13 protein-coding genes are annotated in these 25,072 nt (G+C 67.1%); 7 read left to right on the forward strand and 6 right to left on the reverse strand.

The genetic code is table 11. The annotated features are described in order from the left end of the window. Nucleotides 1–87: 87 nt before the first annotated feature. The 3 genes from ACUJB0_RS30380 to ACUJB0_RS30390 form a co-directional block, all read right to left on the reverse strand. Complete coding sequence (locus ACUJB0_RS30380; RefSeq protein ID WP_444848525.1) at nucleotides 88–1,683, reverse strand: methyl-accepting chemotaxis protein; 1,596 nt, start codon at nucleotides 1,681–1,683, stop codon at nucleotides 88–90. Nucleotides 1,684–1,829: 146 nt separating this feature from the next. Continuing rightward, nucleotides 1,830–2,129, reverse strand: coding sequence for a DUF4148 domain-containing protein (locus ACUJB0_RS30385; protein WP_444848526.1), 300 nt, complete (start codon nucleotides 2,127–2,129; stop codon nucleotides 1,830–1,832). Nucleotides 2,130–2,271: 142 nt separating this feature from the next. Continuing rightward, nucleotides 2,272–3,270: an aldo/keto reductase gene (locus tag ACUJB0_RS30390; protein ID WP_444848527.1), complete on the reverse strand. Its 999-nt coding sequence runs from the start codon at nucleotides 3,268–3,270 to the stop codon at nucleotides 2,272–2,274. Between the two features lie 105 nt (nucleotides 3,271–3,375). Between ACUJB0_RS30390 and ACUJB0_RS30395 the strand changes: the two genes are divergently transcribed. The 3 genes from ACUJB0_RS30395 to ACUJB0_RS30405 all read left to right on the forward strand — a co-directional run bounded on the left by ACUJB0_RS30395 (nucleotide 3,376) and on the right by ACUJB0_RS30405 (nucleotide 7,029). Then, nucleotides 3,376–4,284: a LysR family transcriptional regulator gene (locus ACUJB0_RS30395; RefSeq protein ID WP_444848528.1), complete on the forward strand. Its 909-nt coding sequence runs from the start codon at nucleotides 3,376–3,378 to the stop codon at nucleotides 4,282–4,284. 28 nt (nucleotides 4,285–4,312) lie between these two features. After that, nucleotides 4,313–5,977: a M20/M25/M40 family metallo-hydrolase gene (locus ACUJB0_RS30400; RefSeq protein WP_444848529.1), complete on the forward strand. Its 1,665-nt coding sequence runs from the start codon at nucleotides 4,313–4,315 to the stop codon at nucleotides 5,975–5,977. Between the two features lie 206 nt (nucleotides 5,978–6,183). Continuing rightward, nucleotides 6,184–7,029 (forward strand): REP-associated tyrosine transposase, encoded by an 846-nt coding sequence (locus ACUJB0_RS30405; RefSeq protein WP_444848530.1) that lies wholly within the window; start codon nucleotides 6,184–6,186, stop codon nucleotides 7,027–7,029. 105 nt (nucleotides 7,030–7,134) lie between these two features. Here the strand turns inward: ACUJB0_RS30405 and ACUJB0_RS30410 are convergent, their stop codons facing one another. The 3 genes from ACUJB0_RS30410 to nudC form a co-directional block, all read right to left on the reverse strand. Further along, nucleotides 7,135–8,427 (reverse strand): thioredoxin family protein, encoded by a 1,293-nt coding sequence (locus tag ACUJB0_RS30410; protein ID WP_444848531.1) that lies wholly within the window; start codon nucleotides 8,425–8,427, stop codon nucleotides 7,135–7,137. Nucleotides 8,428–8,432: 5 nt separating this feature from the next. Further along, on the reverse strand, nucleotides 8,433–8,999 hold the full coding sequence (gene folE / locus ACUJB0_RS30415; RefSeq protein ID WP_161084190.1) for a GTP cyclohydrolase I FolE: 567 nt from the start codon (nucleotides 8,997–8,999) through the stop codon (nucleotides 8,433–8,435). A 290-nt stretch (nucleotides 9,000–9,289) separates the two neighbouring features. Continuing rightward, nucleotides 9,290–10,111: an NAD(+) diphosphatase gene (nudC, locus tag ACUJB0_RS30420; protein ID WP_444848532.1), complete on the reverse strand. Its 822-nt coding sequence runs from the start codon at nucleotides 10,109–10,111 to the stop codon at nucleotides 9,290–9,292. 208 nt (nucleotides 10,112–10,319) lie between these two features. On the opposite strand from nudC, the gene ACUJB0_RS30425 reads away from it, so the two are divergent. From ACUJB0_RS30425 to ACUJB0_RS30440, 4 genes are all read left to right on the forward strand, one after another. Continuing rightward, on the forward strand, nucleotides 10,320–20,219 hold the full coding sequence (locus tag ACUJB0_RS30425) for an SPM autocatalytic domain-containing protein (protein WP_444848533.1): 9,900 nt from the start codon (nucleotides 10,320–10,322) through the stop codon (nucleotides 20,217–20,219). A gap of 321 nt (nucleotides 20,220–20,540) precedes the next feature. After that, a complete protein-coding gene (locus tag ACUJB0_RS30430) occupies nucleotides 20,541–23,738 on the forward strand; it encodes an O-linked N-acetylglucosamine transferase family protein (RefSeq protein ID WP_444848534.1) in 3,198 nt (1,065 codons plus the stop codon). 27 nt (nucleotides 23,739–23,765) lie between these two features. Beyond that, entirely contained in the window at nucleotides 23,766–24,656 is an 891-nt protein-coding gene (locus ACUJB0_RS30435) for a glycosyltransferase family 2 protein (protein WP_444848535.1), read from the forward strand. Continuing rightward, nucleotides 24,653–25,066: a sugar 3,4-ketoisomerase gene (locus ACUJB0_RS30440; protein ID WP_444848536.1), complete on the forward strand. Its 414-nt coding sequence runs from the start codon at nucleotides 24,653–24,655 to the stop codon at nucleotides 25,064–25,066. The genes ACUJB0_RS30435 and ACUJB0_RS30440 overlap by 4 nt, the downstream gene beginning before the upstream one ends. The last annotated feature ends 6 nt before the right edge of the window (nucleotides 25,067–25,072 follow it).

Here is a 25,072-nt window from a genome sequence, read left to right on the forward strand (position 1 = left end):
AGTCTGACATTCGGACACGGCCTCTTCCGTAGCGGGCCCGCTACGGAAGAGGCCGTGTCCGAATGTCAGACTTGACCCCAATTTTGTTTAGCGCAGGGCGAGGCGGCTTGAGCGGTTGGAGGCGGCGGCGGTTTCGCCTTCCAGCTTGAAGCGGCTGACCAGCTCGGCCAGGCGGCCGGCCTGCTCCTGCATGCTGCCGGCCGCCGCGGCGGCTTGTTCCACCAGCGCGGCGTTCTGCTGCGTTACCGAATCCATCTCCGTGATCGCCATGTTGACGTGGCCGATGCCCGTGCTCTGCTCGCTCGATGCCTCGGTGATCGCCGACATGATCTGCGTGACCCGCGAGACGCTGGCCACCACCTGATCCATCGTCGTGCCGGCCTCGGCCACCAGCGCGCTGCCGGCGTTGATGCTGTCCACCGAGGCGTTGATCAACTCCTTGATCTCCTTGGCCGCGCCGGCCGAACGCTGCGCCAGGTTGCGCACCTCGGATGCCACCACCGCGAATCCACGGCCCTGTTCGCCCGCGCGCGCCGCTTCCACCGCCGCGTTCAAGGCCAGGATGTTGGTCTGGAAGGCGATGCCGTCGATGACCGAAATGATGTCGACAATGCGCGTGGCCGAGGCGTTGATGGTGTCCATGGTCTGCACCACCTGCGACACCACGCGCCCGCCCTTCTCCGCCACCGCCGAGGCCGACATCACCAGCTGGTTGGCCTGCACCGCGTTGTCGGCGTTCTGGTTCACGGTCGAGGTCAGCTCCTCCATCGACGCGGCCGTCTCTTCCAGCGAGCTGGCCTGCGATTCGGTGCGGGCCGACAGGTCCATATTGCCCGAGGCGATCTCGCCCGAGGCGGTGGCGATGGTGTCGGCGCTGCGGCGGATCTCGCCGATGGTGTCGGCCAGCCGCGCCTGCATGGACTTCATGCCGAACAGGATGCTGGCGCGGTCGGATTCATGCGTCTTGATGTGCGCGCTGAGGTCGCCGCCGGCGATCTGCCGGGCGATGTCGCCCACATACTCGGGATCGCCGCCGATGGTGTGGCGCAGGCTCTTGTTGACCACGCTGACGATGGCCCACAGCACCATGCACACCAGCGCCAGCACGCCGGCCGATTTGTACAGCGAGGCGTAGAAGGCGTTGTCGATGTCGTCGATGTAGGCGCCGGTGACCAGGTCCCAGTCCCACTGCGCGAAGTGCACCACGCGGCTCATCTTGGGCACCGGCTCCTTGGTGTTGGGCCGGATCCACGAGTAGCGCACGAAGCCGCCGCCCTCGGGCCTGGCGCCGGCCGCCGCGATGTCGCGGTACAGGTAGACGCCGTTCGGGTCCTTGAAATCGGCCATGTCCTTGCCGTTGTTCTCCATCTTGAATGGATTCATCAGCGAGCGCGTGCCCTGGGTGATGGTGACGTAGCCGTCCTTGCCGAAGCGCAGCGCCTGGATCAGGGCGGTGGCCTGCTTCTGGGCCTCCTCCTTGCTCATGGCGCCGGAGCTGGCCTTCTCGCCGTACAGCTTGAGGATGCTGAGGCCGGCGTCGTCCAGATTCATCAGATCGATCTGGCGTTCCTCGATGCGCACGTCGCGCATCTGCAGGGTCTGGTAAATGAAGATGGCGGTGATGCACAGCAGGCTGCAAATCAACGGTACCCAGAGCTTCTGTTGGAAGGACAACTTATTCATGGTATCGGGTCTCCGTATTGTCTTATGGCAATCAGAATACCTGAATTGTGTCCTAGACACTGTCGTTTATTTGCATATGTGCACTAAAAAAACAGCGGGCGCGGCGATCTGCATCGCGGCGCCCGCCGGGAGACTGCGGCTGGTGTTTATTGAACGCTGCGGTCCTTGACCGACTTGGCGGCCAGGCGCGCTTCCACGCTTGGCGTCTTGCCGCTGTGGGCCGCCTGGTAGGCGATGTCGCCGGTGACTTCGTTACGCTCCAGCTCGCCGGCCTGGATGGCGGCGATGGTTTCAGCCTTGACCTGGGCGCGGGTGACCGTGCTGGCGACCGGCTTGGCGTTGGCGATGTCGGCGGTGACTTCATTCTGCTCCACAGGGCCCTGCGCGAAAGCGCCGCCAGCGGCAAGCAGGAGGGAGACCGATGCGATGATGGATTTGGCGTTCATGTGATGCTCCTTGTCAGATTAAGTGTGGCACCCAGTCCTGGGTGCCAACCGGCTTTGTGTCGTCGATGGAGTCATAGTAGGATTTATTTTTCAGATATAAAAGCGCAAATATCCGCTTAAACTCATCCATTTATCCGATAGGTCAGCTGTTCTCGCTGTCCAGCACCGAGGTCGAGTGGTCGTCGTAGCGGCCGCCGGACGCCGCGCCGGGCGGCACCGCCTGCTCCAGCCGCGCCAGGTCGGACGGCGACAGCTTGACCTTGGTCGAGGCCAGCGCCTCCTCCAGCCGCACGCGGGTGCGGGCGCCGACCAGCGGCACGATGTCCTCGCCCTGCGCCGCCACCCAGGCGATCGCCACCTGCGCCACCGACACGCCCAGCTCGCCTGCGATGGCGCGCAGCTTCTCCACCAGCGCCAGGTTGCGGTCCAGGTTCTCGCCCTGGAAGCGCGGGCTGGCCAGGCCGCGGAAGTCGGCCTCGCCCTCGCGCTGCTTGCTCCAGTGGCCGCTGATCAGCCCGCGCGACAGCACGCCGTAGGCCGTGATGCCGATGCCCAGCTCGCGGCAGGTCTGCAGGATGCCGGTCTCGATGCCGCGCGAGATCATCGAATACTCGATCTGCAGGTCGGCGATCGGATGCACCGCGTGGGCGCGGCGCAGGGTCTCGCTGCCCACCTCGGACAGGCCGATGTGCTTGACGCGGCCGGCCTGGACCAGCTCGGCGATGGCGCCCACCGTGTCCTCGATCGGCACATTGGGATCGAGCCGGGCCGGGCGGTAGATGTCGATGTGCTCGACGCCCAGGCGCTTGAGCGAATACGCGGCGAAGTTCTTCACCGCGATCGGGCGGGTGTCGATGCCGGCCCAGTTGCCGGACGGATCGCGCAGCGCGCCGAACTTGACGCTGATCTGCACGCCATCGCGGCCGCCGGCGGCCAGCGCCTCGCCCAGCAGCATTTCATTGTGGCCCATGCCGTAGAAATCGCCGGTGTCGAGCAGGGTGACGCCGGCGTCCATGGCGGCGCGGATGGTGGCCAGGCTTTCGCCGCGGTCGGCCGGGCCGTACAGGTCGGACATGCCCATCAGGCCCAGGCCCAGCTGGGCGACTTGCGGGCCGGTGCGGCCAAGTTTGCGTGTTTGCATGATGAAATCTCCAGGGTGGTTAGCGAGTGGAGCCATTATGCTATTATCGATATCAGCAATAAATACGGTAAATCCTATTACTTTATTCGATCAGAGATAACAATCATGGACCAGTTCAAGGCCATGCAGATTTTCCAGGCGGTGGCCGACTGCAAGAGTTTCACGCAGGCCGCCGAGCGGCTGGACCTGCCCAAGCCCAGCGTCACCAACGCCGTGCAGGCCATCGAACAGCAACTGGGCGTGCGCCTGCTCCAGCGCACCACGCGCAAGGTCAGCCTGACGGTGGAGGGGGCGCAATACCTGGAGCGCTGCACCGCCCTGCTCAACGACCTCGACAACCTGAACGGCCTGTTCGCCGGCGACGGAAGGCTGCTCAGCGGCACGGTGCGGATCGACCTGCCGGAGCGGCTGGCGCACCTGTACGTGATCCCGGCGCTGCCGGCGTTCTGCCAGCGCCATCCGCACTTGCAGCTGCGGCTGGGTTCCACCGACCGCTACGTCGACCTGGTCGGCGAAGGCATCGACTGCGCGGTGCGCGGCGGCACGCTGCGCGATTCCACGCTGGTGGCGCGCCGTGTGGCGGCGATGGAACAAGTCAACGTCGCCGCGCCCGCCTACCTGGCGCGCCACGGCCGCCCGCAAACGCTGGACGACCTGCACCAGCACACGGCGGTCAATTTCTTTTCCAGCCAGAGCGGGCGCGACCTCGATTGGGAATACGTCGACGCCGACGGCGTCGAACGCACCCTGCCGATGCGCAGCCAGGTGTCGGTCAGCGGCACCGACGCGTATCTGGCCTGCTGCCTGGCCGGCCTGGGCCTGATCCAGATGCCGCGCCAGAGCCTGGCGCCGCTGCTGGCATCGGGCGAACTGGAGGAGGTGCTGCCGCAACGGCGACCGGCGCCGTTGCCGCTGAACATCGTGTATGCGCACAACCGCCACCTGTCGCCACGGGTACGTGTGGTTGTCGATTGGCTTGCTAGTGTTCTTGAGCAACAAAATGTGTCAGAATAAGGGCTTCCCTCTTAGCAATCATTTCCAAATGAGATACCTACTGTCGATGGCGCTGCTGGCGTTAAGCACCGGCCACGCCCTGGCCGCCGCGCCCAAGGCCGGAAAACCGGCCGAGGCGGCGACGCCGCGCATCGACGGCGAACGCCTGTTGGAGCACATCACCACGCTGGCCTCCGACGAGTTCGAGGGCCGCGCGCCGGGTACCCACGGCGAAACCGTGACCATCGAATACCTGCAACAGCAGTTCAAGAAAATGGGCCTGGAGCCGGGCAACCCGGACGGCACCTATCTGCAGCCGGTACCGCTAGTGGCCATCTCCAGCCATCCGACGATGAGCTACATCAAGGACGGCCAGAGCAAGCAGCTGACCTTCGGCGACGACTACGTGGCGTGGACCGCGCGCACCGACAAGAAAATCGAAGTCGCCAATTCCGAGCTGGTGTTCGTCGGCTACGGCGTACAAGCGCCGGAATTCCAGTGGGACGACTACAAGGGCGCCGACCTGAAGGGCAAGACGCTGGTCATGCTGATCAACGACCCGCAGCTGCCCGACCCCAAGCATCCCAAGCTGCTGGACCCGGCCATGTTCGGCGGCAGCGCCACCACCCGCTACGGCCGCTGGAACTATAAATTCGAGATGGCGGCCAAGATGGGCGCGGCCGCCGCGCTGATCGTGCACGAGACCAAGCCGGCCACCTATCCATACGACGTGGTGCGCAACAGCTGGGGCCGCGAGAATTTCGCCATCAAGGGCAAGACGCCCGATCCGCTGTTCCCGGCCATCCCCGGCTGGCTGCAGGGCGACCGCGCGCGCGAACTGTTCAAGGCCGCTGGCCAGGACTTCGACGCGCTCAAGCAGCAGGCGCTGTCGCGCAACTTCAAGCCGGTGCCGCTGGGCGTCAAGCTCAACGTCACGGTGTTGAACGCGTGGCGCGAGGTGGGCTCGCACAACGTGGTGGCGCGGATCCCCGGCTCCGATCCGCTGCTGAAGAACGAAGCGATCGTCTACAGCGCGCACTGGGACCACTTCGGCATCGACGACACGCTGCCGGGACCGCGCACGCAGCAGATCTTCCACGGCGCGATGGACAACGCGACCGGCGTCGCCGCGCTGCTGGAAATCGCGCGCGCGTACAAGGCGTTGCCGGTGGCGCCCAAGCGCACCATCGTGTTCGTGCTGACCACGGCCGAGGAGCGCGGACTGCTGGGCGCGCAATACTACGCGCGCAACCCGGCCTATCCTCTGAACAAGACGCTGCTGGACATCAACGTGGACGGCCTGAACATGTGGGGCCGCACGCGGGATGTCGAATTGAGCGGCATGGGCAAATCCAGCGCCGACGATCTGGTGATCGGCATCGCGCGCGGGCAGGGGCGCAGCGTGCGGCCGGACAGCAACGCCGACTACGGCAGCTTCTACCGCGGCGACCAGTTCGAGTTCGCCAGGGGTGGGGTGCCGGTGGTGTATCTGCGCAGCAGCGCCAACTTCATCGGCAAGGCTGCAGGCTACGGCCGCGAGAAGCTGCTCAACTACAGCGCGCACCAGTACCACACCGTCAACGACACAGTGCAAGCCAAATGGGACACCAGCGGCGCGGTGGAAGACATCGAACTGCTGTTCAAAGCCGGCTACCAGGTCGCCCAAGGCAAAGACCGCCCGCAATGGAAAGACAACGCCGAATTCAAGCGCTGAATTTGGGGTCAAGTCTGACATTCGGACACGAGCTCTGCTGAAGATTATTGGGGTCAAGTCTGGCATTCGGACACGAGCTCTGCTGAAGATTATTGGGGTCAAGTCTGGCATTCGGACACGAGCTCTGCCGTATCTGGCGGCCGGGACTGTGACGACTTCTGCGCTGCGTCAGCGCCGCGCCGCCAAGCAACCGCTACATTGTGGCGATGGCCCGTCCACTCAGACTCGAATTCCCCGGTGCGCTTTATCACGTCACTTGCCGCGGCAACCGGCGTGAACGCATCTTTCGCGATCGCATCGATCGCCTGGCCTGGCTCGCGGAAATCGAACGCGTATGCGGGCGCTTTCATTTCGTCGTCCACGCGTTTTGCCAGATGGCGAACCACTACCACGTGCTGGTCGAAACGCCTGAAGGCAATCTCGGGCAAGGCATGCGCCAGTTGAACAGCGCGTATTCGCAGTACTACAACCGCCGCCACGAATTGGCCGGGCACGTCATGCAGGGCCGATATCACGCCATCCTCGTGCAAAAGGAGAGCTACCTGCGCGAACTGGCGCGCTATATCGTTCTGAATCCTGTGCGTGCAGGTATGGCGTGCGCGCCCGGCGACTGGGAGTGGAGCAGCTATCGCGCGATGACTGGGGAGGCCCCGGCGGCCGCTTGGCTGGCGACCAATTGGCTGCTGGCCTGCTTCGGCCAGGATCAGATGGCGGCGCGGCTTGCCTATCACCAGTTCGTCATGGCCGGCATGCACGCGGACAGTCCGCTCAAGCAGGTGCGCTTCCGGTGCATATTGGGTGATGCCGGGTTCATCGCGCAGCACCGCGAATCGGCGAAGGAATCCAGATCGGTGGAAATCGCGCGGGTACAGCGGCGTGCGCTGGCGATGTCGCTTGGCGAGTACGCATTGCGGTACCCGCGCGATCTCGCGATGGCGGAAGCCTACCGCTCCACCGCGTTTTCGATGCGGCAAATCGCCGAGCACTTCGGCGTCTCGGTCAAAACGGTAAGCCGCGCCGTCGCCGCGTTGGAGCGCAGGGACAAGGGCTGAGCTCGTGTCCGATTGCCAGACTTGACCCCACCCTACAACGGCAGAGTTCGTGTCCGAATGTCAGACTTGACCCCACCATACAACGGCAGAGTTCGTGTCCGAATGTCAGACTTGACCCCAATTGAGTTTTTGCAGCTGGGCCTGGTTGCGTTGTTGGTGGGCGTCGGGGCCGGCTTGGGCGATGTCGGCGCGCAGGCCTTCGCGGGCTTGCTCGATGCGGGTACTTTCTTGCGGCGCCAGTTCCATTAAACTGCTCAGGTAGGTGACGCCCCATTGCAGACGCGTTGCCGGTCCTACCGCCGCTTGCCAGGCTTTGCCGTACCAGTCCAGCACGGCCGCCGTGTCGCCGCGCCGCTTGGCGCTGGAGGCCAGGCTCAGCATGAAGTAGTACGGTGAATGCGATCGCGGCAATTCGGCCAGCAGCACTTGCTCGGCCTGCGCCGACAGGCCGGCGTCGTTCAGGGCGCTCACCGCCGTGTTGACCAGCGTGTGCCGTTCGTATGGATCGGTCGACTCCGCCAGCGCTTGCTCCACCCGCTCGCGCACCCGCTCCTGCAAGCCTTGCGACGGCGCCAGCAGTCGGCCCAGACGCATTTGCAGGCGCACCGCCATCAGGCGGTCCGGCGCGCCGAGCCAGAAGTCGTCGGCCCATTGCGCGGCGGTCGCGCCCAGCGCGGCCACCAGTTCTTCGCGCCGCGTGGCGTACTTGATCAGGTTGATGCCGCTGTTGGTGAGGATGTCCATGTTGGCGCGCGCCAGCCGCGCGTCGGCGAATACCTTCAGCAACAACGCGGCGTTGGCTTCGGCGTCGATGTCCTTGCCGGCCGTAGCCAGCTGCGCGTGCAGTTGCAGGCGCGCGCCGGCGTCGGCGTCGTCGCAGGCGCGCACCAGCGCCAGCAGGGTCGGCGCGAGCGCGAGCGTGCCCAGCAGGCGGCCTTCGTCGGTGTCCCACGAATAATGGCTCAGCAGCGACCATTCGCCGGCGCTGAGCTTGCGCTCGCCGGACAAGGCCGCAGCCAGCGCGCTCGATGCGCACGAGCCGGCCGCGTGCACGGCCAGCGCGGTGTCGAAGGCGGACGTGAACAGCTCGCCGTCCAGCTCGCACGGCAGGCGCGTGATTTCGTGGCCGTCCGGCGCGTACAGCACCAGCGTCGGATAGCTGCGCAGGCCGTAGCGCGCGCCCAGCGCCTGCGCGCCGGCGCTGTCGCCGTCAAGCTGCTGGCAGACCACCGAGGCCGAGCGTGAGATGAACTCGTCGCGCGCGAAGATTTCGGATTTGACCCGGTTGCAGGGCGGGCACCAGACCGCGCCCCAGTACAGGAACAACGGCCGCTGCTGCGCGGCCGCCAATGCAAAGGCGGCGTCGAGGCCGCCGTGCTGCCATGCGATCGCCGCCATGCCGCTTAGGACTCGCGTGCCAGCGCCAGGAATTCGGTGCGCATCGCCAGGTTGGGCTGCAGCTCGCCGAGCATGGCGGAGGTGACGGTCTCTTCGCCCGGCGTGCGGATGCCGCGGCTTTCCATGCACAGGTGGCGGCATTTGACCACCACGCCGACCGCCTTCGGTTCCAGCACTTCCATCAGCGCGTTGGCGATCTGCATGGTCATGCGTTCCTGCACTTGCAGGCGCTTGGCGAAGCAGTCGACCAGACGGGTCAGCTTGGACAGGCCGACGATCTTGCCGTTCGGGACGTAGCCGACCGTGGCCTTGCCGAAGAACGGCGCCAGGTGGTGCTCGCAGTGGCTGTAGACCGGGATGCCGCGCACGACGATCAGCTCGTTGTACTGCTCGGCGCCGTCTTCGAACGCTTTCAGCAGCTCGACCGGGTCCTGGCCGTAGCCGGAGGTCCAGTGTTTCCATGCTTTGGAGACGCGGGCCGGGGTTTCCAGCAGGCCCGGACGGTCGGGATCTTCACCGAAACTGGCGATCAGACGACGCCAGTCGCCTTCCGAAAATTCTTTTTGAGACATGATGAAACACCTTTTTTTTACGATTGCCGACAGTATATAGAAATCCGCGGCAAGCTACCGGCAAGTGGACTGTGGCGGAGGAAACGGTAGGGCAGGACGCGCGGGCGGCGCGCAGGGCAAGGCGCAAAGCGCAGCAATAGCGAGCTATTGCGAGCATTTGCAACGGTGCAGCGGGGGCTTCGTGGGGCGGAGCCCCGCGCCCGCGCAACGGCTCGCCCTTGCAAGGGCGAACTCCTTCCGCCATGCGTGGCGCTCCGCGCGGCAGGCACTATCGTTTACTCCGTCACAGTTCACTGTCGCTTTGGCCGGTGGGCGTTCAGCAACTCGGCGGCGATCGATACGGTGACCGTCATGTCCGGCCATTCGTCGTCCACGCCGAACCAGCGGGCGTCGGCGATTTCGTTCTGGTCGACGCGGATCTCGCCGTCCAGGTACTCGGCGGTGTAGGCGATCATCAGCGAATGCGGGAACGGCCACGACTGGCTGCCGAAGTATTTCAGGTTGTGCACCCGCAGCCCGACCTCCTCGTACACCTCGCGGTGCACCGCCTCCTCGATCGACTCGCCCGCCTCCAGGAAGCCGGCCAGCGCGGTGTAGCGCTTGTACGGGGCGTTGGCGTGCATGGCCAGCAGCACCTGGTCGCCCTTGCGCACCAGCACCATCATGGCCGGCGAGATGCGCGGATAGGCGCTCATGCCGCAGTTCGGGCACTGGTAACAGCGCTCGCCTTCGAGCTGGCGCATCGGCGTGGCGCAGACGCCGCAGTAGCGGTGGGTGCGCGCCCATTCGGCCAGCTGGCTGGCGCGCGCAGCCAGCGCCACGAAGCTTTCGTCGACCACGCCGAACAGCGAGCGCAGGCCGTGATAGCCGTATTCCGGCCCCGGCAGTTGCGGCTGGTCGACCCACGCCAGCTGGTAGTAGCGGCCTTCCCACAGGCCCAGCGCGTGGAAGCGCTCGGCCGGCAGGTTCAGCGCCGCCACCGCCTCGCGGTCGGGCAGGCCGAGGATTTCGTTGCGCAAAAGCAACTCTCCACGGTGGAACACGAAAGTTAATGGATCGTCATGATCCTGGGGGCGGATCAGCGGGGCAAATGTGGCGGGAGTCAGCAGCATGGCAGGGAGGCTCAGGTGGAATCGCAAGCCATGATCTTACAGTGTTTCCTAAATGCTTACTTTGGTCCTGGGAATTGATGACATCCTGATGACAGAACGCGCGCTAAGTCATTGTTTTCAGACCAAGATTTACACTACTTTTCCCCCTTTCCTTACTGTATGACATCGTTTGGCGGTACTATATATTTCCGTAAGGAGACTATTTCATATGCCATCACTCGTACCTGGTTTAACGACCGACCAAATCGCCAGCCTGCAGACCAATCAGATCGCTTTACTGACGACTGCGGATATCGTGCTGCTTTCCACTTTGCAGATGACCGCGTGGAGCACCGATCAGCTGGCCGCGTTCGGCACCAGCCAGTTACGGGCGCTGTCCACCCAGAACCTGCAGACGCTCACCACGCAGCAGCTGGGCTACGGCCTCACCACCAAACAGATCGCGGCGCTGACCACCGGCCAGATCGTCAGCCTGAGCACCAACCAGCTGGTCAACGGCCTTACCACCGACCAGTTCGCCGCGCTGGCGACCCTGCAGCTGGCCGCGCTCGGCACGCAGCAGCTGTCCATCGTCGGCACCGGCGACATCGCCGCGCTGCGCAGCGCCCAGCTGGTGTCGCTCAACACCGCGCAGGTGCGCGCATTGAGCACCGACCAGATCGTCGCGCTGACCAGCAGCCAGGCCGCCGCGCTGCAGACCCGCCAGATCGCCGCCCTGTCCAGCAACCAGCTGGCCAGCGTCGACACCGACGACATCGCCGCGCTCGGCACGCAGCAGCTGCTCGCGCTGGGCACCGGCCTGCTGGGCGCGCTGACCACGACGCAGATGGCCGCGCTGCGTACCGCGCAAAGCAGCAACCTGGCGACCCAGCAGATCAGCGCCCTCGGCAGCGACCAGCTGGCCGCGCTCGGCACCGACGGCTTCGCCGCGCTGAAGACCTCGCAGATCGCCGCGCTGACCACCAAGCAATTCGCCGCCCTCAGCACCGACCAGATCGTCGCGCTGACCACCGCGCAGACCGCCGCGCTGACCACGCTGCAACTGGGCCAGATGTCCAGCACCCAGCTGGCCGCGATGGAAACCCAGGACTTCGCCGCACTCAAGAGCCAGCAGCTGAACGCGCTGAACACCATCAGCACCGCCGTGCTGAGCACCGACCAGGTCGCCGCGCTGACCACGGCCCAGATCGCCGCACTGCGCAGCGGCCAGCTGCGCGGCCTGTCCACCGACCAGATCGTCGCGCTCACCACGGCCCAGGTGGCCGCGCTGGGCACGGCGCAGATCATCGTGCTGAGCTCGGACCAGGTGGCTGCCATTGAAACCCGCGACCTGGCCGCGATGAAGACCGCGCAGGTGGCGGCCTTCACCACCGCCCAGATCAACGCGCTGGGCACCGATCAAATCGCCGGCCTGGGCACCGCGCAGGCGGCCGGCATGGCCACGCAGCAGCTGGCCGCGCTGAGCACCACCCTGCTGGCCGCGATGGAAACGCAGGACCTGGCCGCGCTGCGCACGCAGCAGATCGCCGCCGTGTCCACCAGCGGCGTGGCCGCGCTGGGCACCGATCAGATCGCCGCGTTGAGCTCGCTGCAAATGGGCGGGCTGCGGACCGCGCAACTGGCCGCGCTCGGCACCGACCAGATCGCCGTGCTGAGCACCGCCCAGATCGGCGGCCTGGCCTCGCAGCAGGTGGCCGCGCTGTCGACCACGCAACTGGGCGCGCTGAGCACCGCCAACCTGGCCGCGCTCAAGACGCAGCAGCTGGCCGCCATGGGCACCAGCCTGATCGCCGCGCTCAGCACCGACCAGGTCGCCGCGCTGAAGACCGCGCAAGCCAACGCCCTCAGCTCGCTGCAACTGTCCGCGCTGAGCAGCGATCAGCTCGCCGCAATGACCACGCAGGACCTGGCCGCGCTGCGCACCCAGCAACTGGGCGGCCTGAGCACCAACAACATCCGCAGCCTGGGCACCGACCAGGTCGCCGCGCTGACCACCGCGCAGGTGGCGACCCTGGGCACCCAGCAGACCGGCGCGCTCGACACCGACCAGATCGTCAGCCTGACCACGGCCCAAGCCGGCGCGCTGACCACGCGCCAGCTCGCCGCACTGGGCACCAGCCAGCTGGCCGCGATGGAAACCCGCGACCTGGCCGCGCTGAAAACGGCCCAGCTGGCCGCGCTGGGCAGCGCCCAGATCGGCGCGCTGACCACCGACCAGGTCGTCGGCCTGGGCTCGCAACAAGTGGCCTCGCTGGCCACCCAGCAGATCGCCGTGCTCACCACCGACCAAGTGGCCGCGATGGAAACGCAGGACCTGGTGGCGCTGAAATCGCAACAGGCCGCCGCGCTGAGCAGCAACGCCGTGGCCGCGCTGACCACGGCGCAGTTCGCCGCGCTGGCCAGCATCCAGCTGAGCAACTTCACCACCGCCCAGATCGCCGCGCTGACCACCGACCAGATCGTCGCGCTGACCACCGCGCAAGCCGGCGCGCTCAGCACGCGCGAGATCGCCGCGCTGTCGACCAACCAGCTCAACGCGCTGGAGACGCAGGACTTCGCCGCCCTCAAGACCGCGCAGATCATCGCCCTGACCACGGCCCAGGTGGCCGCGCTGGGCACCGACCTGATCGTCGCCCTGACCACCGCCCAGGCCGGCGCGCTGACGCCGGGCCAGCTCAACGCGCTGAGCACCGACCAGCTCAACGCCATGGAAACCCAGGACTTCGCCGCGCTGCAGACCAGCCAGCTGCTGGGCCTGGGCACCAAGGCCATCGCGCTGCTGACCGTGGGCCAGGTGGCCGCGCTGAAAACCGCGCAGATCACGCAGCTGACATCCGACCAGATCCGCGTGCTGAACTCGGCCCAGCTGGGCGCGCTGAACACCGCGCAAGTGAACGCCTTGAGCACCGCCCAGATCGGCTACCTGCTGACCGAGCAGGTGGCCGCGCTCACCACGGCCGACTGGGCCTCGCTGAAATCGAGCCAGCTCAACGCGCTGAGCTCGAACCAGCTGGCCGCCGTCACCACCGACCAGATCATCGCGCTGACCTCGCTGCAAGCGGGCGCGCTGGCCACCCAGCAAGTGGCACAGCTGTCGACCGACCAGATCACCGCGATGGAAACCGCCGACCTGGCCGCGCTCAAATCGCAGCAGGTCGTCGCGCTGGCCACGTCCGACGTGGCCGCCATCACCACCGTCCAATTGCAGGCGCTCAAGACCCAGCAGCTGGCCGCGTTGACCAGCAAGCAGCTGGCCGCGCTGAGCACCGACCAGATCGCCGCGCTGAGCACCGCCCAGGCCAGCAACCTGGGCAGCCAGCAAATCGCCGTGCTGTCGAGCGACCAGTTGCTGGCCATCGGCACCGACGACCTGGCCGCGCTGAAAACATCGCAGCTGGCCGCGCTGGGCAGCAACCAGATCAGCCTGCTGAGCAGCGACCAGATCGTCGCGCTGACCACCGCACAAGTCGGCAGCCTGAGCACGCGCCAGCTGCTGTCGCTGGGCAGCAGCCAGATCGCCGCGATGGAAACGCGCGACCTGGCCGCGCTGAAGACCTCGCAGATGGCCGGCCTCGGCACCGACAACCTGAACGCGCTGACCTCGTCGCAGGTGCAAGCCCTGACCACGGCCCAGCTGGCCGCGCTGGGTAGCGCCCAATTGGCCGCGTTCGCCACCGCGCAGATCGCCAACCTGAGCACCGCGCAGGTGACCGGCCTGGCCACGGCGCAAGTCGCCCTGCTGAGCAGCGACCAGATGGTGGCGCTGGGCACGCAAGGCCTGTCGCTGATGAAGACCGCGCAGATCGCCGCGCTGAAGACCGCGCAGATCGCCGCCCTCAACAGCGACCAGCTGGCCGCGCTCACCACCGCCCAGGTCAGCAACCTGACCACGCAGCAGATCGCCGCCCTCGGCAGCGACCAGCTGAACGCGCTGGAAAGCCAGGACTTCGCCGCGCTCAAGACCGCGCAGTTCGCCGCGCTGGGTACCGACATCATCGCCAGCCTCAGCACCGCGCAAGCGGCCGCGCTGACCACCACGCAGGTATCGAGCCTGAGCTCGCGCCAGCTGGCCGCGCTCGGCACCGCGCAGTTGCAGGTGTTCTCCACCGCCGACATCGCCGCGCTGCGCACCGTGCAGATCCTGGCGCTGACCACCGACCAGCTCGAAGCGCTGGGCAGCGACCAGTTCCGCGCCCTGAGCATTACGCAAATGGCAGCCCTGAGCAGCGCCCAGTTCCAGGCGCTGACCAGCGACCAGATCGTTGCGCTGAGCACGCAGCAGGCCGCCAACCTCGGCACGGCCCAGGTGCGCGCGCTGAGCGCCACCCAGCTGGCCGCGCTGGAAACCCAGGACCTGGCCGCCTTCAAGACGCTGCAAGTGGCGGCCCTAAGCACCGACCAGTTCGTCCTGCTGAACAGCGACCAGATCGCCGGCCTGACCGCCACCCAGGTGTCCGGCCTGACCTCGCAGCAACTGACGGCGATGACCACCGGCCAGGTACAGGCGCTGGAAACGCAAGACCTGGCCGCGCTGCGCACCGCGCAGCTGCAATCGCTGAGCACGGACCAGCTTGACGCCATCGGCACCGACCAGCTGCAGGCGATGACGGCGGCCCAGCTGTCCTCGCTGAGCACAGCGCAATTCCTCGGCCTGCAGACCGCGCAGATCGCCTCGCTGACCACGCTGCAAGTGGGCGCGCTGGCCACCGGCCAGATCGCCACCCTGAGCGCCGGCCAGCTGGCCGCGCTCAACACCGACGAGATCGCCGCGCTGAAGACCGCGCAGATCAACGCGCTGCGCACCGCCCAGGTCACGCTGCTGAGCACGGACCAGATCATGGCGCTGACCAGCAACCAGGTCGGCGCCATGTCGACCGCCCAGCTGTCCTCGCTGTCGTCCGACCAGATCGGCGCGCTGAGCACGGCCGACTTCGCCGTGCTGACCGCAGCCCAGCTGAGCGCGCTCGGCATGCTGAACAACCTGAGCACCGACCAGATCCAGGCGCTGACGCCGGCGCAGATCGGCGGCCTCACCACCGACCAGATCGCCGCGCTGGGCACCAACCAGATCGTCGCGCTGACCACCAAGCAAATCGGCAGCCTGAGCACGGCCGGCGTCAGCGTATTGAGCAGCGACCAGCTGCGCGCGCTGGAACTGGAAGACCTGGCCGCGATGAAGACCGCGCAACTGGCGGCATTGCAGACCTCGCAGATCCAGCAGCTGACCACCGACCAGGTGCAGGCGCTGACCACGGCGCAAGCGTCCAGCCTGGCCACCGCGCAGGTGCAGGCGCTGACCACCGACCAGGTGCAAGCACTGAGCACCGACGAGATCCTGGCGCTGAAGACCGCGCAGATCGCCTCGCTCAGCAGCGACCAGATCGCCGCGCTGGCGCTGGCCCAGGTGCAGAGCCTGGGCGGCACCCAGTTGAACGCCCTGGGCAGCGCGCAGATCCAGTCGCTGAGCTCGGACCAGATCGTCGAACTGACCACGCAGCAATTCGTGGCCATGGGCACGGCGCAAGTGGCCGCGCTGTCCACGCAGCAAGTAGCCGTGATTGAAACCGAAGACCTGGCCGCGTTGAAGACCGCACAGGTTGCCGCGCTGAGCACCAACCAGATGCAGGCGCTGGCGGCCGACCGCATCGCCGCGCTGACCACCGCGCAGGCGCAGGCGCTGACCACCAACCAGCTGCTGTCGCTGAGCTCGGCGCAAATCCAGGCCCTGGGCAGCGACGACCTCGACGCGCTCAAGGCCGCGCAGATCGCAGCCCTCAGCAGCGACCAGCTCAACGTCCTGATCGCCGACCAGCTGCAGAACCTGGGCTCGGCGCAACTGAACGCGCTGGGCACGGCGCAGTTCCGCGCCCTCAGCACCGACCAGATCATCGCGCTGACCACGCAACAGTACGCGCAGCTGGGCACGTCCCAGCTGGCCGCGCTCAGTTCCGACCAGCTGGCCGCGATCGAGCTGCCCGACCTGGCCGCCCTGCTGAGCAACCAGATCCTGGCCCTGAGCACGCTGCAGATCTCGCAACTGGACCTGGCCCACATCGGCGCGTTGACCACCGCGCAGGCGGCCGCACTGAGCAGCAGCCAGCTGGTGACGCTGTCGACCGACCAGCTGCAGGCGCTCAGCACCGACGATCTGCAAGCGCTGAAAACCGCGCAGGTGCAGGCGCTGACCACCAATCAGCTGATCTCGCTGACGATGGACCAGCTGCAAAACCTGACCACGGCGCAGATGGACGCGCTGACCTCGGCCCAGGCCGCCGCGCTGACCACCGCGCAGATCGCCGCGCTGACCACGCTGCAAGTGGACAACCTGGCGACCCGCCAGCTGAACGCGCTGAGCAGCGACCAGATCGCCGCCATCAGCACCGACAACTTCGCCACGCTGTCGAGCACGCAGATCGGCGCGCTCAACGCCGGCCAGTTCGGCGCCATCACCACCGACCAGATGGTCGGCCTGAGCAGCCTGCAGGTGGCCGCGCTGAGCACCGCGCAAGTGGCCGCCCTCAGCAGCGACCAGCTGGACGCGCTGGAAACCGCCGACTTCGTCGCGCTGGGCTCGGCGCAGATCGCCGGCATCGGCAGCGCCAACATCGCCGCCCTGACCACCGACCTGGTGAGCGTGCTGACCACGGCGCAGATCGCTGGCCTGGGCAGCGGCCAGATCGCCGCCCTCAGCACCGACCACATCCAGGCGCTCGGCACGGCCCAGGTCGGCACGCTGAGCACGCTGCAGATCGGCGGCCTGAGCACCAACCAGATCGCCGCGCTCAGCACCAAGGACTTCGTGGCGCTGCGCAGCAACCAGCTGGCCGCGTTCGGCACGGCCCAGTTCGCCGCGCTGACCAGCGACCAGCTCAACGCCCTGTCCACCAGCGCCTTCACCGGCCTGACCACGCAGGAAATCACCGCGCTGACGTCGGCGCAATTCGGCCAGCTGAGCACCGCGCAGGTCGCCGCGCTGACCTCGGTGCAAGCGCCGGCGCTGAGCACCGACCAGCTGACCGCGCTGGGCACCGACCAGTTCGCCGCGCTGGGCACCAGCGCCGTCAACCACCTGCTGGCCGCGCAGTTCGGCGCGCTCACCACCGACCAGATCGTCGCGCTGAGCACCGCGCAAGTGCGCGCACTGAACAGCGTGCAGCTGACCGCGCTCACCAGCAACCAGGTGGCCGCGCTGGAAACGGCCGACCTGGCCGCGCTGACCACCGCCCAGGTCGTCCTGCTGGGCAGCGACCAGCTGCAGGCGCTGTTGACCGACCAGTTCGCCACTTTGGGCACCGCGCAACTGGCGGCGCTCACCACCGACCAGATCGTTAGCGGACTGAACACCGACCAGATCGCCGCGCTGACCACCGCGCAAGCCAGCTCGCTGGCCACGCGCCAGGTGGCGGCCCTCACCACGGCCCAGGTCGCCGCGCTGGAAACAGCCGACCTGTCGTCGTTCAGCACACGCCAGATGGTGGCGCTGGGCAGCGACCAGGTGGCCGCGCTGGGCAGCGATCAGCTCAACGCGCTGACCACGGCCGAGCTGGCCGCGCTGACCACCAGCCAGATCAACAACGGCCTCAGCACGGCCCAGCTGGTCACGCTGGACAGCGCCCACATCGCCGCGCTGGGCACGTCACAGCTGGCCTACGGCCTGGGCAGCGACGCCATCGCCGCCCTGACCACCGACCAGATCACCGCGCTGCGCACCGCGCAGACCGTCGCGCTGGGCACCGCCCAGGTGCAGGCGCTGACCACCGACCAGATCGTCGCGCTGAGCACCGCGCAGGCGTCCACCTTGTCCACGCAGCAGGTCGCCGCGCTGACCTCCAGCCAGATCGCCGCGCTGGAAACGGTGGACCTGAACGCGATGAGCACACGCCAAGTCGCCGCCTTCACCACCGCCCAGGTCAGCGAGCTCAACACCGCTCAGCTGAACGCCCTGAGCCTGGCGCAGCTGGCCGCCTTCAGCACCAGCCAGCTGGCCTACGGCTTGCAGACCGACCAGGTGGCCGCGCTCGACACCGACCACATCGCCGCGCTTAGCACCGCCCAGATGGCGTACGGCCTCAGCCTCGACAACCTGCTGGTGCTGGGCAGCGACCAGATCCGCGCGCTGAAAACCGCGCAGATCGCCGCCCTGACCACCGACCAGGCCAGCAGCCTCACCACCGACCAGATCGCCGCGTTGGGCACGGCCCAGGTCACCGGCCTGTCCACCGCGCAGATGCCGACGCTGAGCGCCGGCCAGCTGGCCGCGCTGGGCACCGCGCAAGTGGCCGCGCTCGACACGCAGGACGTCGCCGCGCTGACCGCCAGCCAGTTCACCGGCCTGTCCACCGACCAGACCGTCGCGTTGACGACGGCGCAGATCCACGGCCTGAAAACCGCGCAGATCGCCGCCATCGACGTGCCGCAGGTGAACGTCCTCAGCACCGACCAGATCGCCGCGCTGAGCACCGCGCAGGCCGCCGCGCTCAGCATCAACGCCGTGACCGCGCTGTCGACCAACCAGGTCGGCGCGCTGCAGACGGCCGACGTCGCCGCGCTGGGCACGCTGCAAGTGTCCAGCCTGACCGCCGGCCAGCTGGTGGGCCTGAACACCGCGCAGATGCAAGCCCTGACCAGCCTGCAACTGGGCGCGATGACGGCCGACCAGATGTTCTCGCTGAGCACCAGCCAGATCGCCGCGCTGCGCACCGCGCAGATCGGCTACCTGAACACCACGCAACTGGCCGCGCTGTCGGACACGCAGATCCAGGCGCTGACCACGGCGCAAGTCGCCAGCATCAAGCTCAGCCAGATCACCGCGCTGACGGTGGACCAGATGGCAGCGTTCAGCACCGACCAGCTGCAGGCGGTCACCACCTCGCAGCTGCAGACGCTGAGCTCGACCCAGCTCAACGCGCTGACCGGCACCCAGGCCGCCGCGCTGACCACCACGCAGATGGCCGCGCTGAAGAACGCCCAGATCGCCGCGCTGACGGTGGACCAGATCAACGCCTTCAGCACCACGCAGCTGGGCGCCTGGAGCACCAGCCAGCTCGGCTCGCTGACGGCCACGCAGATCGGCTACCTGTCGACCGCGCAGATCGCCGGCCTGACCAACGCCCAGGTGGCCGGCCTGAAGACCAGCCAGCTGATCGTCTTCACCACCGACCAGATCGCCGCGTTCACGGCGGCGCAAGTGCCGTCGCTCACCACGGCCGGGCTGACCGCGCTCAGCGTCACGCAGGCCAACGCCTTCACCGGCACGCAAGTGGCGGCGATGACGGTCACGCAAACCATGGCGCTGAACGCCTCGTCCACCAACTACGCCACGCCGCTGGTGCTGGACCTGGACGGCAACGGCGTGCAAACGCTGGGCATCGGGGCCGGGGTGCAGTTCGACATCCGCGCCGAAGGCAAGGCCGTGCACACCGGCTGGGTCGACGCCCACGACGGCCTGCTGGCCCTGGACCGCAACGGCGACGGCCTCATCAACGACGGCGGCGAACTGTTCGGCAGCGCCACCAAGTTGGCCGATGGCAGCACGGCAGCCGACGGCTACGCCGCGCTCAAGTCGCTCGACAGCAACGGCGACGGCCAGATCACCAGCGCCGACAGCGGCTTCGGCGCGCTGCGGGTGTGGGTGGATGGCAACTCCGACGGCATCAGCCAGGCCGGCGAATTGAAGACGCTGGACCAGCTGGGCATCGCCGCCATCAGCACCAGCGCCGGCCACGCGCTGACACAGCAAAACGGCAACATGGTCGGCCTGACATCGAGCTACACCGGCACCGACGGCAGCAGCCACGCCAGCGCCGACGTCTGGTTCCTGGCGCAGAAGAGCGCGGCCACGGTCGCGGCCACGCTGCAACAGCAAGTGAGCGGCCTGAGCAATGCCATGGCCGCCTACGCCAGCGACGTCCCTGCGGCGCCGGCGCCACAAGCGGCGTTGTGCAAGTCCGACACAGCGGCAGTCGATAGCAACGCACAAGCGATGGCCGACGCGCTGCAGCACTACCGCAGCCGGCAAGCGCTGGCGGGCGCCGCGGCCGCGCTCAGCAAGCAACCCGACGACCAGCAACACAACACCGGCAACTGGTTCAGCGTCCCCAACCGCTAACCCCCAGTGGGGTCAAGTCTGGCATTCGGACACGACCTCTGCCGTCACATTGGGGTCAAGTCTGACATTCGGACACGAGCACAACCGTAGCGCCCGCTACGGTTGTGCTCGTGTCCGAATGTCAGACTTGACCCCACCCCGTTACAGCCGGGCTCGTGTCCGATTGCCAGACTTGACCCCAGGTTGATTGTTACTCCTGCCTATACGTTGAGCAGGTGGCGTTTTACAGTCTTGCTCCTGAGCCAAAAGTTGCCCCTCATCCAGCGACAAAAAGGTATGATAGTGCGTACCTTTTATGGCTCATCCCATCCTACGCCCGCTATGACCGCTCAAGTACCTGCCGCTCCCATCGATACCAGCCCGTTGGGCACCGTTATGGCGCTGGCCGTCAAGGGCGCGCTGTCCATCGGCGATCTGTTCGGTGCCGCCTCGGTGTTGCAGGAAAGCGGACAACTGCCCGCCGCCATCGCCCTCTACCGCGCCTGGATCGACCACACACCGTCGCCGCTGCTCTACGCCGCCTGCTTCAACCTGGCCGTGGTGCTGTCCAACGCGGGCGACGATGCCGGCGCCGAAGCCGTGCTGCGCAAGGCCATCAGCCAGAACCCCGGCTTCGTCGAGGCCCGCCTGAACCTGGGCACGCTGCTTGAACGCACCGGCCGCCCGGACGACGCGCTGGCGATGTGGAAGACCATCCTCTCCGATGAAGTGCAGCCGGACATCAAGACCAATCCGACCCTGTACGTGCAAACCCTGAACAACCTGGGCCGCCTGCTGGAAATCCGCAAGCGCTACCCCGAGGCCGAGGCCATGCTGGCGCTGAGCCTGCGCGTCGATCCGCAACAGGCCAACGTCATGACCCACTGGGTCCACCTGCGCCAGAAGCAATGCGAATGGCCGGTCTACAGCGGCCTCGAACACATCTCGGTCGCCACCATGATGGAGGGCACCTCGGCGCTGGCCATGCTCAGCGCCTCGGCCGATCCGGCCCAGCAGCTGGCCGCCGCGCGCCGCTTCGTCAACGAGAAGGTCAACGCCGCCGTGGCGCCGCTGACCGGCCAGCACGGCTACGGCCACGGCCGCCTGCGCATCGGCTACCTGTCGTCGGACTTCTGCTCGCACGCGGTGTCCATCCTCACCGCCGAGCTGTACGAGCTGCACGACCGCAGCAAGTTCGAGGTCTACGCATTCAGCTGGAGCCGCGAGGACGGCTCGCCGATCCGCGCCCGCGTGGTCAAGGCCATGGACCACTACATCCGCATCGACAAGCTGACCGACGAGCAGGCCGCCCGCACCATCCGCGCCCACGAGATCGACATCCTGGTCGACCTGCACGGCCTGACCCTGGGCGCGCGCCCCAACATCCTGGCCTACCGCCCGGCGCCGGTGCAGCTGACCTACCTCGGCTTCCCCGGCAGCACCGGCCTGCCCGGCGTCGACTACGTGATCGCCGACGAGTTCCTGATCACCCCGGAGATGACCAAGGACTTCACCGAGAAGCCGCTGTACCTGCCGGACACCTTCCAGATCAACGACCGCCAGCGCCTGATCGCGCCCAAGCCGACCCGCGCCAGCGTCAACCTGCCGGAGGACGCCTTCGTCTTCTGCTCGTTCAACAACAACTTCAAGTTCACGCCGGACCTGTTCACGGTGTGGATGAACATCCTGCGCCGCGTGCCCAACAGCGTGCTGTGGCTGGTGGCCGATTACCCGGAAGTGCGCGAGAACCTGTACCGCTACGCCGAGGAAGCCGGCATCGACCGCAACCGCCTGATCTTCAACAGCCGCGCGGTGCCGGCCGAGTACCTGGCGCGCTACCAGCTGGCCGACCTGTTCCTCGACACCTTCCCGTTCAACGCCGGCACCACCGCCAGCGACGCGCTGTGGGCCGGCCTGCCGCTGCTGACCTGCGCCGGCCAGACCTTCTCGTCGCGCATGGCCGGCAGCCTGCTGCGCGCGGTCGACCTGCCGCAGCTGATCACCTACAACTTCGCCGACTACGAGGAAAAGGCGGTGGCGCTGGCCAACGATCCGGCCCGCATCGCCTCGATGAAGCGCCAGCTGGCCGCCAACCGCCTGACCTGCCCGCTGTTCGACAGCCCGCGCTTCGTGCGCAACCTGGAGGCCGCGCTGCAGAAGGTCGCCAAGCCGGCCGCGCCGCGCCTGGCCGCGCCGGAACACGCGGTGCGTCCGCAGGAACCGTCGCAGGCCGCCGAGCCGGTGCGCATCGCCGACATCCCCATCGTCACCGTGTCCTACAACGCGCCCGACCTGATCAAGGCGCTGCTGCGCACCTTGCGCCAGTTCTACGGCAACCGCGTGTACGTGATCGACGGCTCCAACCCGGACGTGGCCGAGAAGATCCGCGCCATCACCGACGCCCATGACAACGTCGAGTTCATCCCGTTTGGCTACAACATCCACCACGGCCCCGGCATGGCGTGGGCGCTCAACCACCTGGGCCTGTCGGGCGAGGTGCTGTTCCTCGACTCCGACGTCGAGATCCTCAAGCCCGGCTTCCTGGAATCGCTGCACAGCCAGCTGCGTCCGGAGATGTACGGCGTCGGCAACGTCCAGCGCGTCAACGAGCTGGGCCACAGCCGCGAGGCCGACGGCATCCCCTACCTGCACCCGGCCTGCATGCTGGTGAACGCCGAGGTGATGCGCCAGTGGCCGCTGCCGATCAAGCACGGCGCGCCGCTGCTGCCGGCCATGCTGGCCCTGCACCGCGCCGGCCAGGACGCGCTGCTGCACGCGGTCGACTGGGTGCGCGACGATTTCGCCCGCGAGCCGACCCGCACCTACATCAAGCACGACTGGCAGGGCACGGTGATCCGCACCGGCGGCTACCACTACGACCTGCCCAGCGCCACCAGCGAGGTCAACACCGACCTGCTGCAGTTCATGCCGCAGGCCGCGGTCAAGGTGGTCGAGCTGGGCTGCGGCGACGGCGCCTTCGCCAAGGCCTACCGCGTGCGCAACCCGCTGGCCAACTACACCGGCATCGAGGCCGATCCGGCGCCGGCCCAGGCCGCCCGTCCGCATTGCGACTTCGTGTTCAACCTCGACATCGAGCACGCCGGCCCCGACCTGTGGGACCACGTGCGCGGCGCCGACTGCTGGGTCATCGACGAGACGCTGGAAACGCTCAACGATCCGTGGACCGTGCTGCAGAAGATCCGCACCAGCATCGCGCCGGGCGGCAAGGTGGTCGCCACCTTGCGCAACTTCCAGCACTGGAGCATGCAGGCCCGCCTGAACGCCGGCGACATGCGCTACGGTCCCGGCGGCATTGAAAAATCGCGCAAGCGCATCTTCACCCGCGGCGCCATGCTGGAGCTGTTCCAGCAGGCCGGCTTCCAGATCGCCGGCGGCAGCGCCCGCATCATCGACGAGCCGGCCCGCGAAAAATACCTGCCCGCCATCCGCCTGATGGCCGGCGCCAGCGGCCTCGACCCCGTGGTGGCGGTGGAAGACGCGCTGCCGTGGCAATACATCGTGATGGCGGTCGCCGCTTAACCGCCTCAGCCAGGAGCCTGACAATCTATGAGTTTGCCATTAGTTACCATCGTTATTCCGTCCTACAAACCCGCCCACTTCGAGGCGTGCCTGAAGTCGGCGCTGGGACAGAGCTACCCCAACATCGAGATCATGGTCAGCGACAATTGCCCGACCGAGGCGATCAAGGAGATCTGCGCCAAATACACCGGCCACCTGATCTACCAGCGCAACTCCGCGCTGCGTGAGCAGAACGTGCTGACCGCGCTGTTCGGCGCCAAGGGCCAGCTGATCAAGCCGCTGTTCGACGACGACGTGCTGCACCCGTTCTGCGTCGAGCGCATGGTGGCCACGATGAACATGGACCCGGCCATCCAGCTGGTGTTCTCGTCGTCGCAGGTGATCAACGTCGACAACGAGCGCACCGAGCTGCGCCGCCCCTACCAGGCCAGCGGCAGCATGGACGCGCGCGACATGCAGCGCAGCATGGTGCTGGGCATGCGCAACTTCATCGGCGAGTTCACCTCCATCATGTTCCGCCGCGAGCGCCTGTGGGAATTGGGCCGCCACCTGTTCCGCTACCACAACCACGACTGCACGCTGGGCCTGGCCGACGTGGCCGCCTACTTCAACCTGGCGCGCGACGGCAAGGTGTTCTACATCGACGAGGAGCTGACCTACTTCCGCCACGACCAGCGGCTGGAATCGAACAGCAACATCAACAGCAACCCCAACTTCGGCTACTGCTTCTCCGACTACATCGACCTGCTGATCGAATCGTGCGACATCGGCATGGTCGCGCCGGAGGAGCTGGCGGCGATGCAGCCGACCGTGGACGACGTCGCCGCCCGCCTGAGCGGCGTATTCCCGATGGTGGCGCGCTCGCAGCAGCGCTACCACCAGGTGTTGGCGGCACAACGCGAAGGAGCACAATCATGATGGACCAATGCAGACTGATCGACCTGCCGCCGCACCACGACGTGCGCGGCAACCTGTCGGTGATCGAGGGCGGCGTGCACATCCCGTTCGACATCAAGCGCGTGTACTACCTGTACGACGTGCCGGGCGGCTCGGCGCGCGCCGGCCACGGCCACATCGAGCTGCAGCAGCTGTTCGTCGCCATGTCGGGCAGCTTCGACGTGATCGTCGACGACGGCTACGAGCGCAAGAAGTTCCAGCTCAACCGCTCGTACTACGGCCTGTACGTGCCCGGCATGATGTGGCGCGAGGTCGAGAACTTCTCCTCGGGCGCGGTGTGCGTGGTGCTGGCCTCCACGCTGTACGACCAGAAAGACTACTACCACGACTACGACGAATTCGTGGCCGCGGCACACCAACAACCCAAGTGACAACTT

The organism is Duganella caerulea, from assembly GCF_040362985.1.
GTDB classification, from domain to species: domain Bacteria; phylum Pseudomonadota; class Gammaproteobacteria; order Burkholderiales; family Burkholderiaceae_D; genus Rugamonas; species Rugamonas vulcania.

Bases quoted from the DNA above. Each gene is read 5' to 3' on its own strand.
- ACUJB0_RS30410 (WP_444848531.1), bottom strand. From the start codon at position 8,427: ATGGCGGCGATCGCATGGCAGCACGGCGGCCTCGACGCCGCCTTTGCA.
- folE (WP_161084190.1), bottom strand. From the start codon at position 8,999: ATGTCTCAAAAAGAATTTTCGGAAGGCGACTGGCGTCGTCTGATCGCC.
- ACUJB0_RS30390 (WP_444848527.1), bottom strand. From the start codon at position 3,270: ATGCAAACACGCAAACTTGGCCGCACCGGCCCGCAAGTCGCCCAGCTG.
- ACUJB0_RS30435 (WP_444848535.1), top strand. From the start codon at position 23,766: ATGAGTTTGCCATTAGTTACCATCGTTATTCCGTCCTACAAACCCGCC.
- ACUJB0_RS30430 (WP_444848534.1), top strand. From the start codon at position 20,541: ATGACCGCTCAAGTACCTGCCGCTCCCATCGATACCAGCCCGTTGGGC.
- nudC (WP_444848532.1), bottom strand. From the start codon at position 10,111: ATGCTGCTGACTCCCGCCACATTTGCCCCGCTGATCCGCCCCCAGGAT.
- ACUJB0_RS30400 (WP_444848529.1), top strand. From the start codon at position 4,313: ATGAGATACCTACTGTCGATGGCGCTGCTGGCGTTAAGCACCGGCCAC.
- ACUJB0_RS30385 (WP_444848526.1), bottom strand. From the start codon at position 2,129: ATGAACGCCAAATCCATCATCGCATCGGTCTCCCTCCTGCTTGCCGCT.
- ACUJB0_RS30395 (WP_444848528.1), top strand. From the start codon at position 3,376: ATGGACCAGTTCAAGGCCATGCAGATTTTCCAGGCGGTGGCCGACTGC.
- ACUJB0_RS30405 (WP_444848530.1), top strand. From the start codon at position 6,184: ATGGCCCGTCCACTCAGACTCGAATTCCCCGGTGCGCTTTATCACGTC.
- ACUJB0_RS30380 (WP_444848525.1), bottom strand. From the start codon at position 1,683: ATGAATAAGTTGTCCTTCCAACAGAAGCTCTGGGTACCGTTGATTTGC.
- ACUJB0_RS30425 (WP_444848533.1), top strand. From the start codon at position 10,320: ATGCCATCACTCGTACCTGGTTTAACGACCGACCAAATCGCCAGCCTG.
- ACUJB0_RS30440 (WP_444848536.1), top strand. From the start codon at position 24,653: ATGATGGACCAATGCAGACTGATCGACCTGCCGCCGCACCACGACGTG.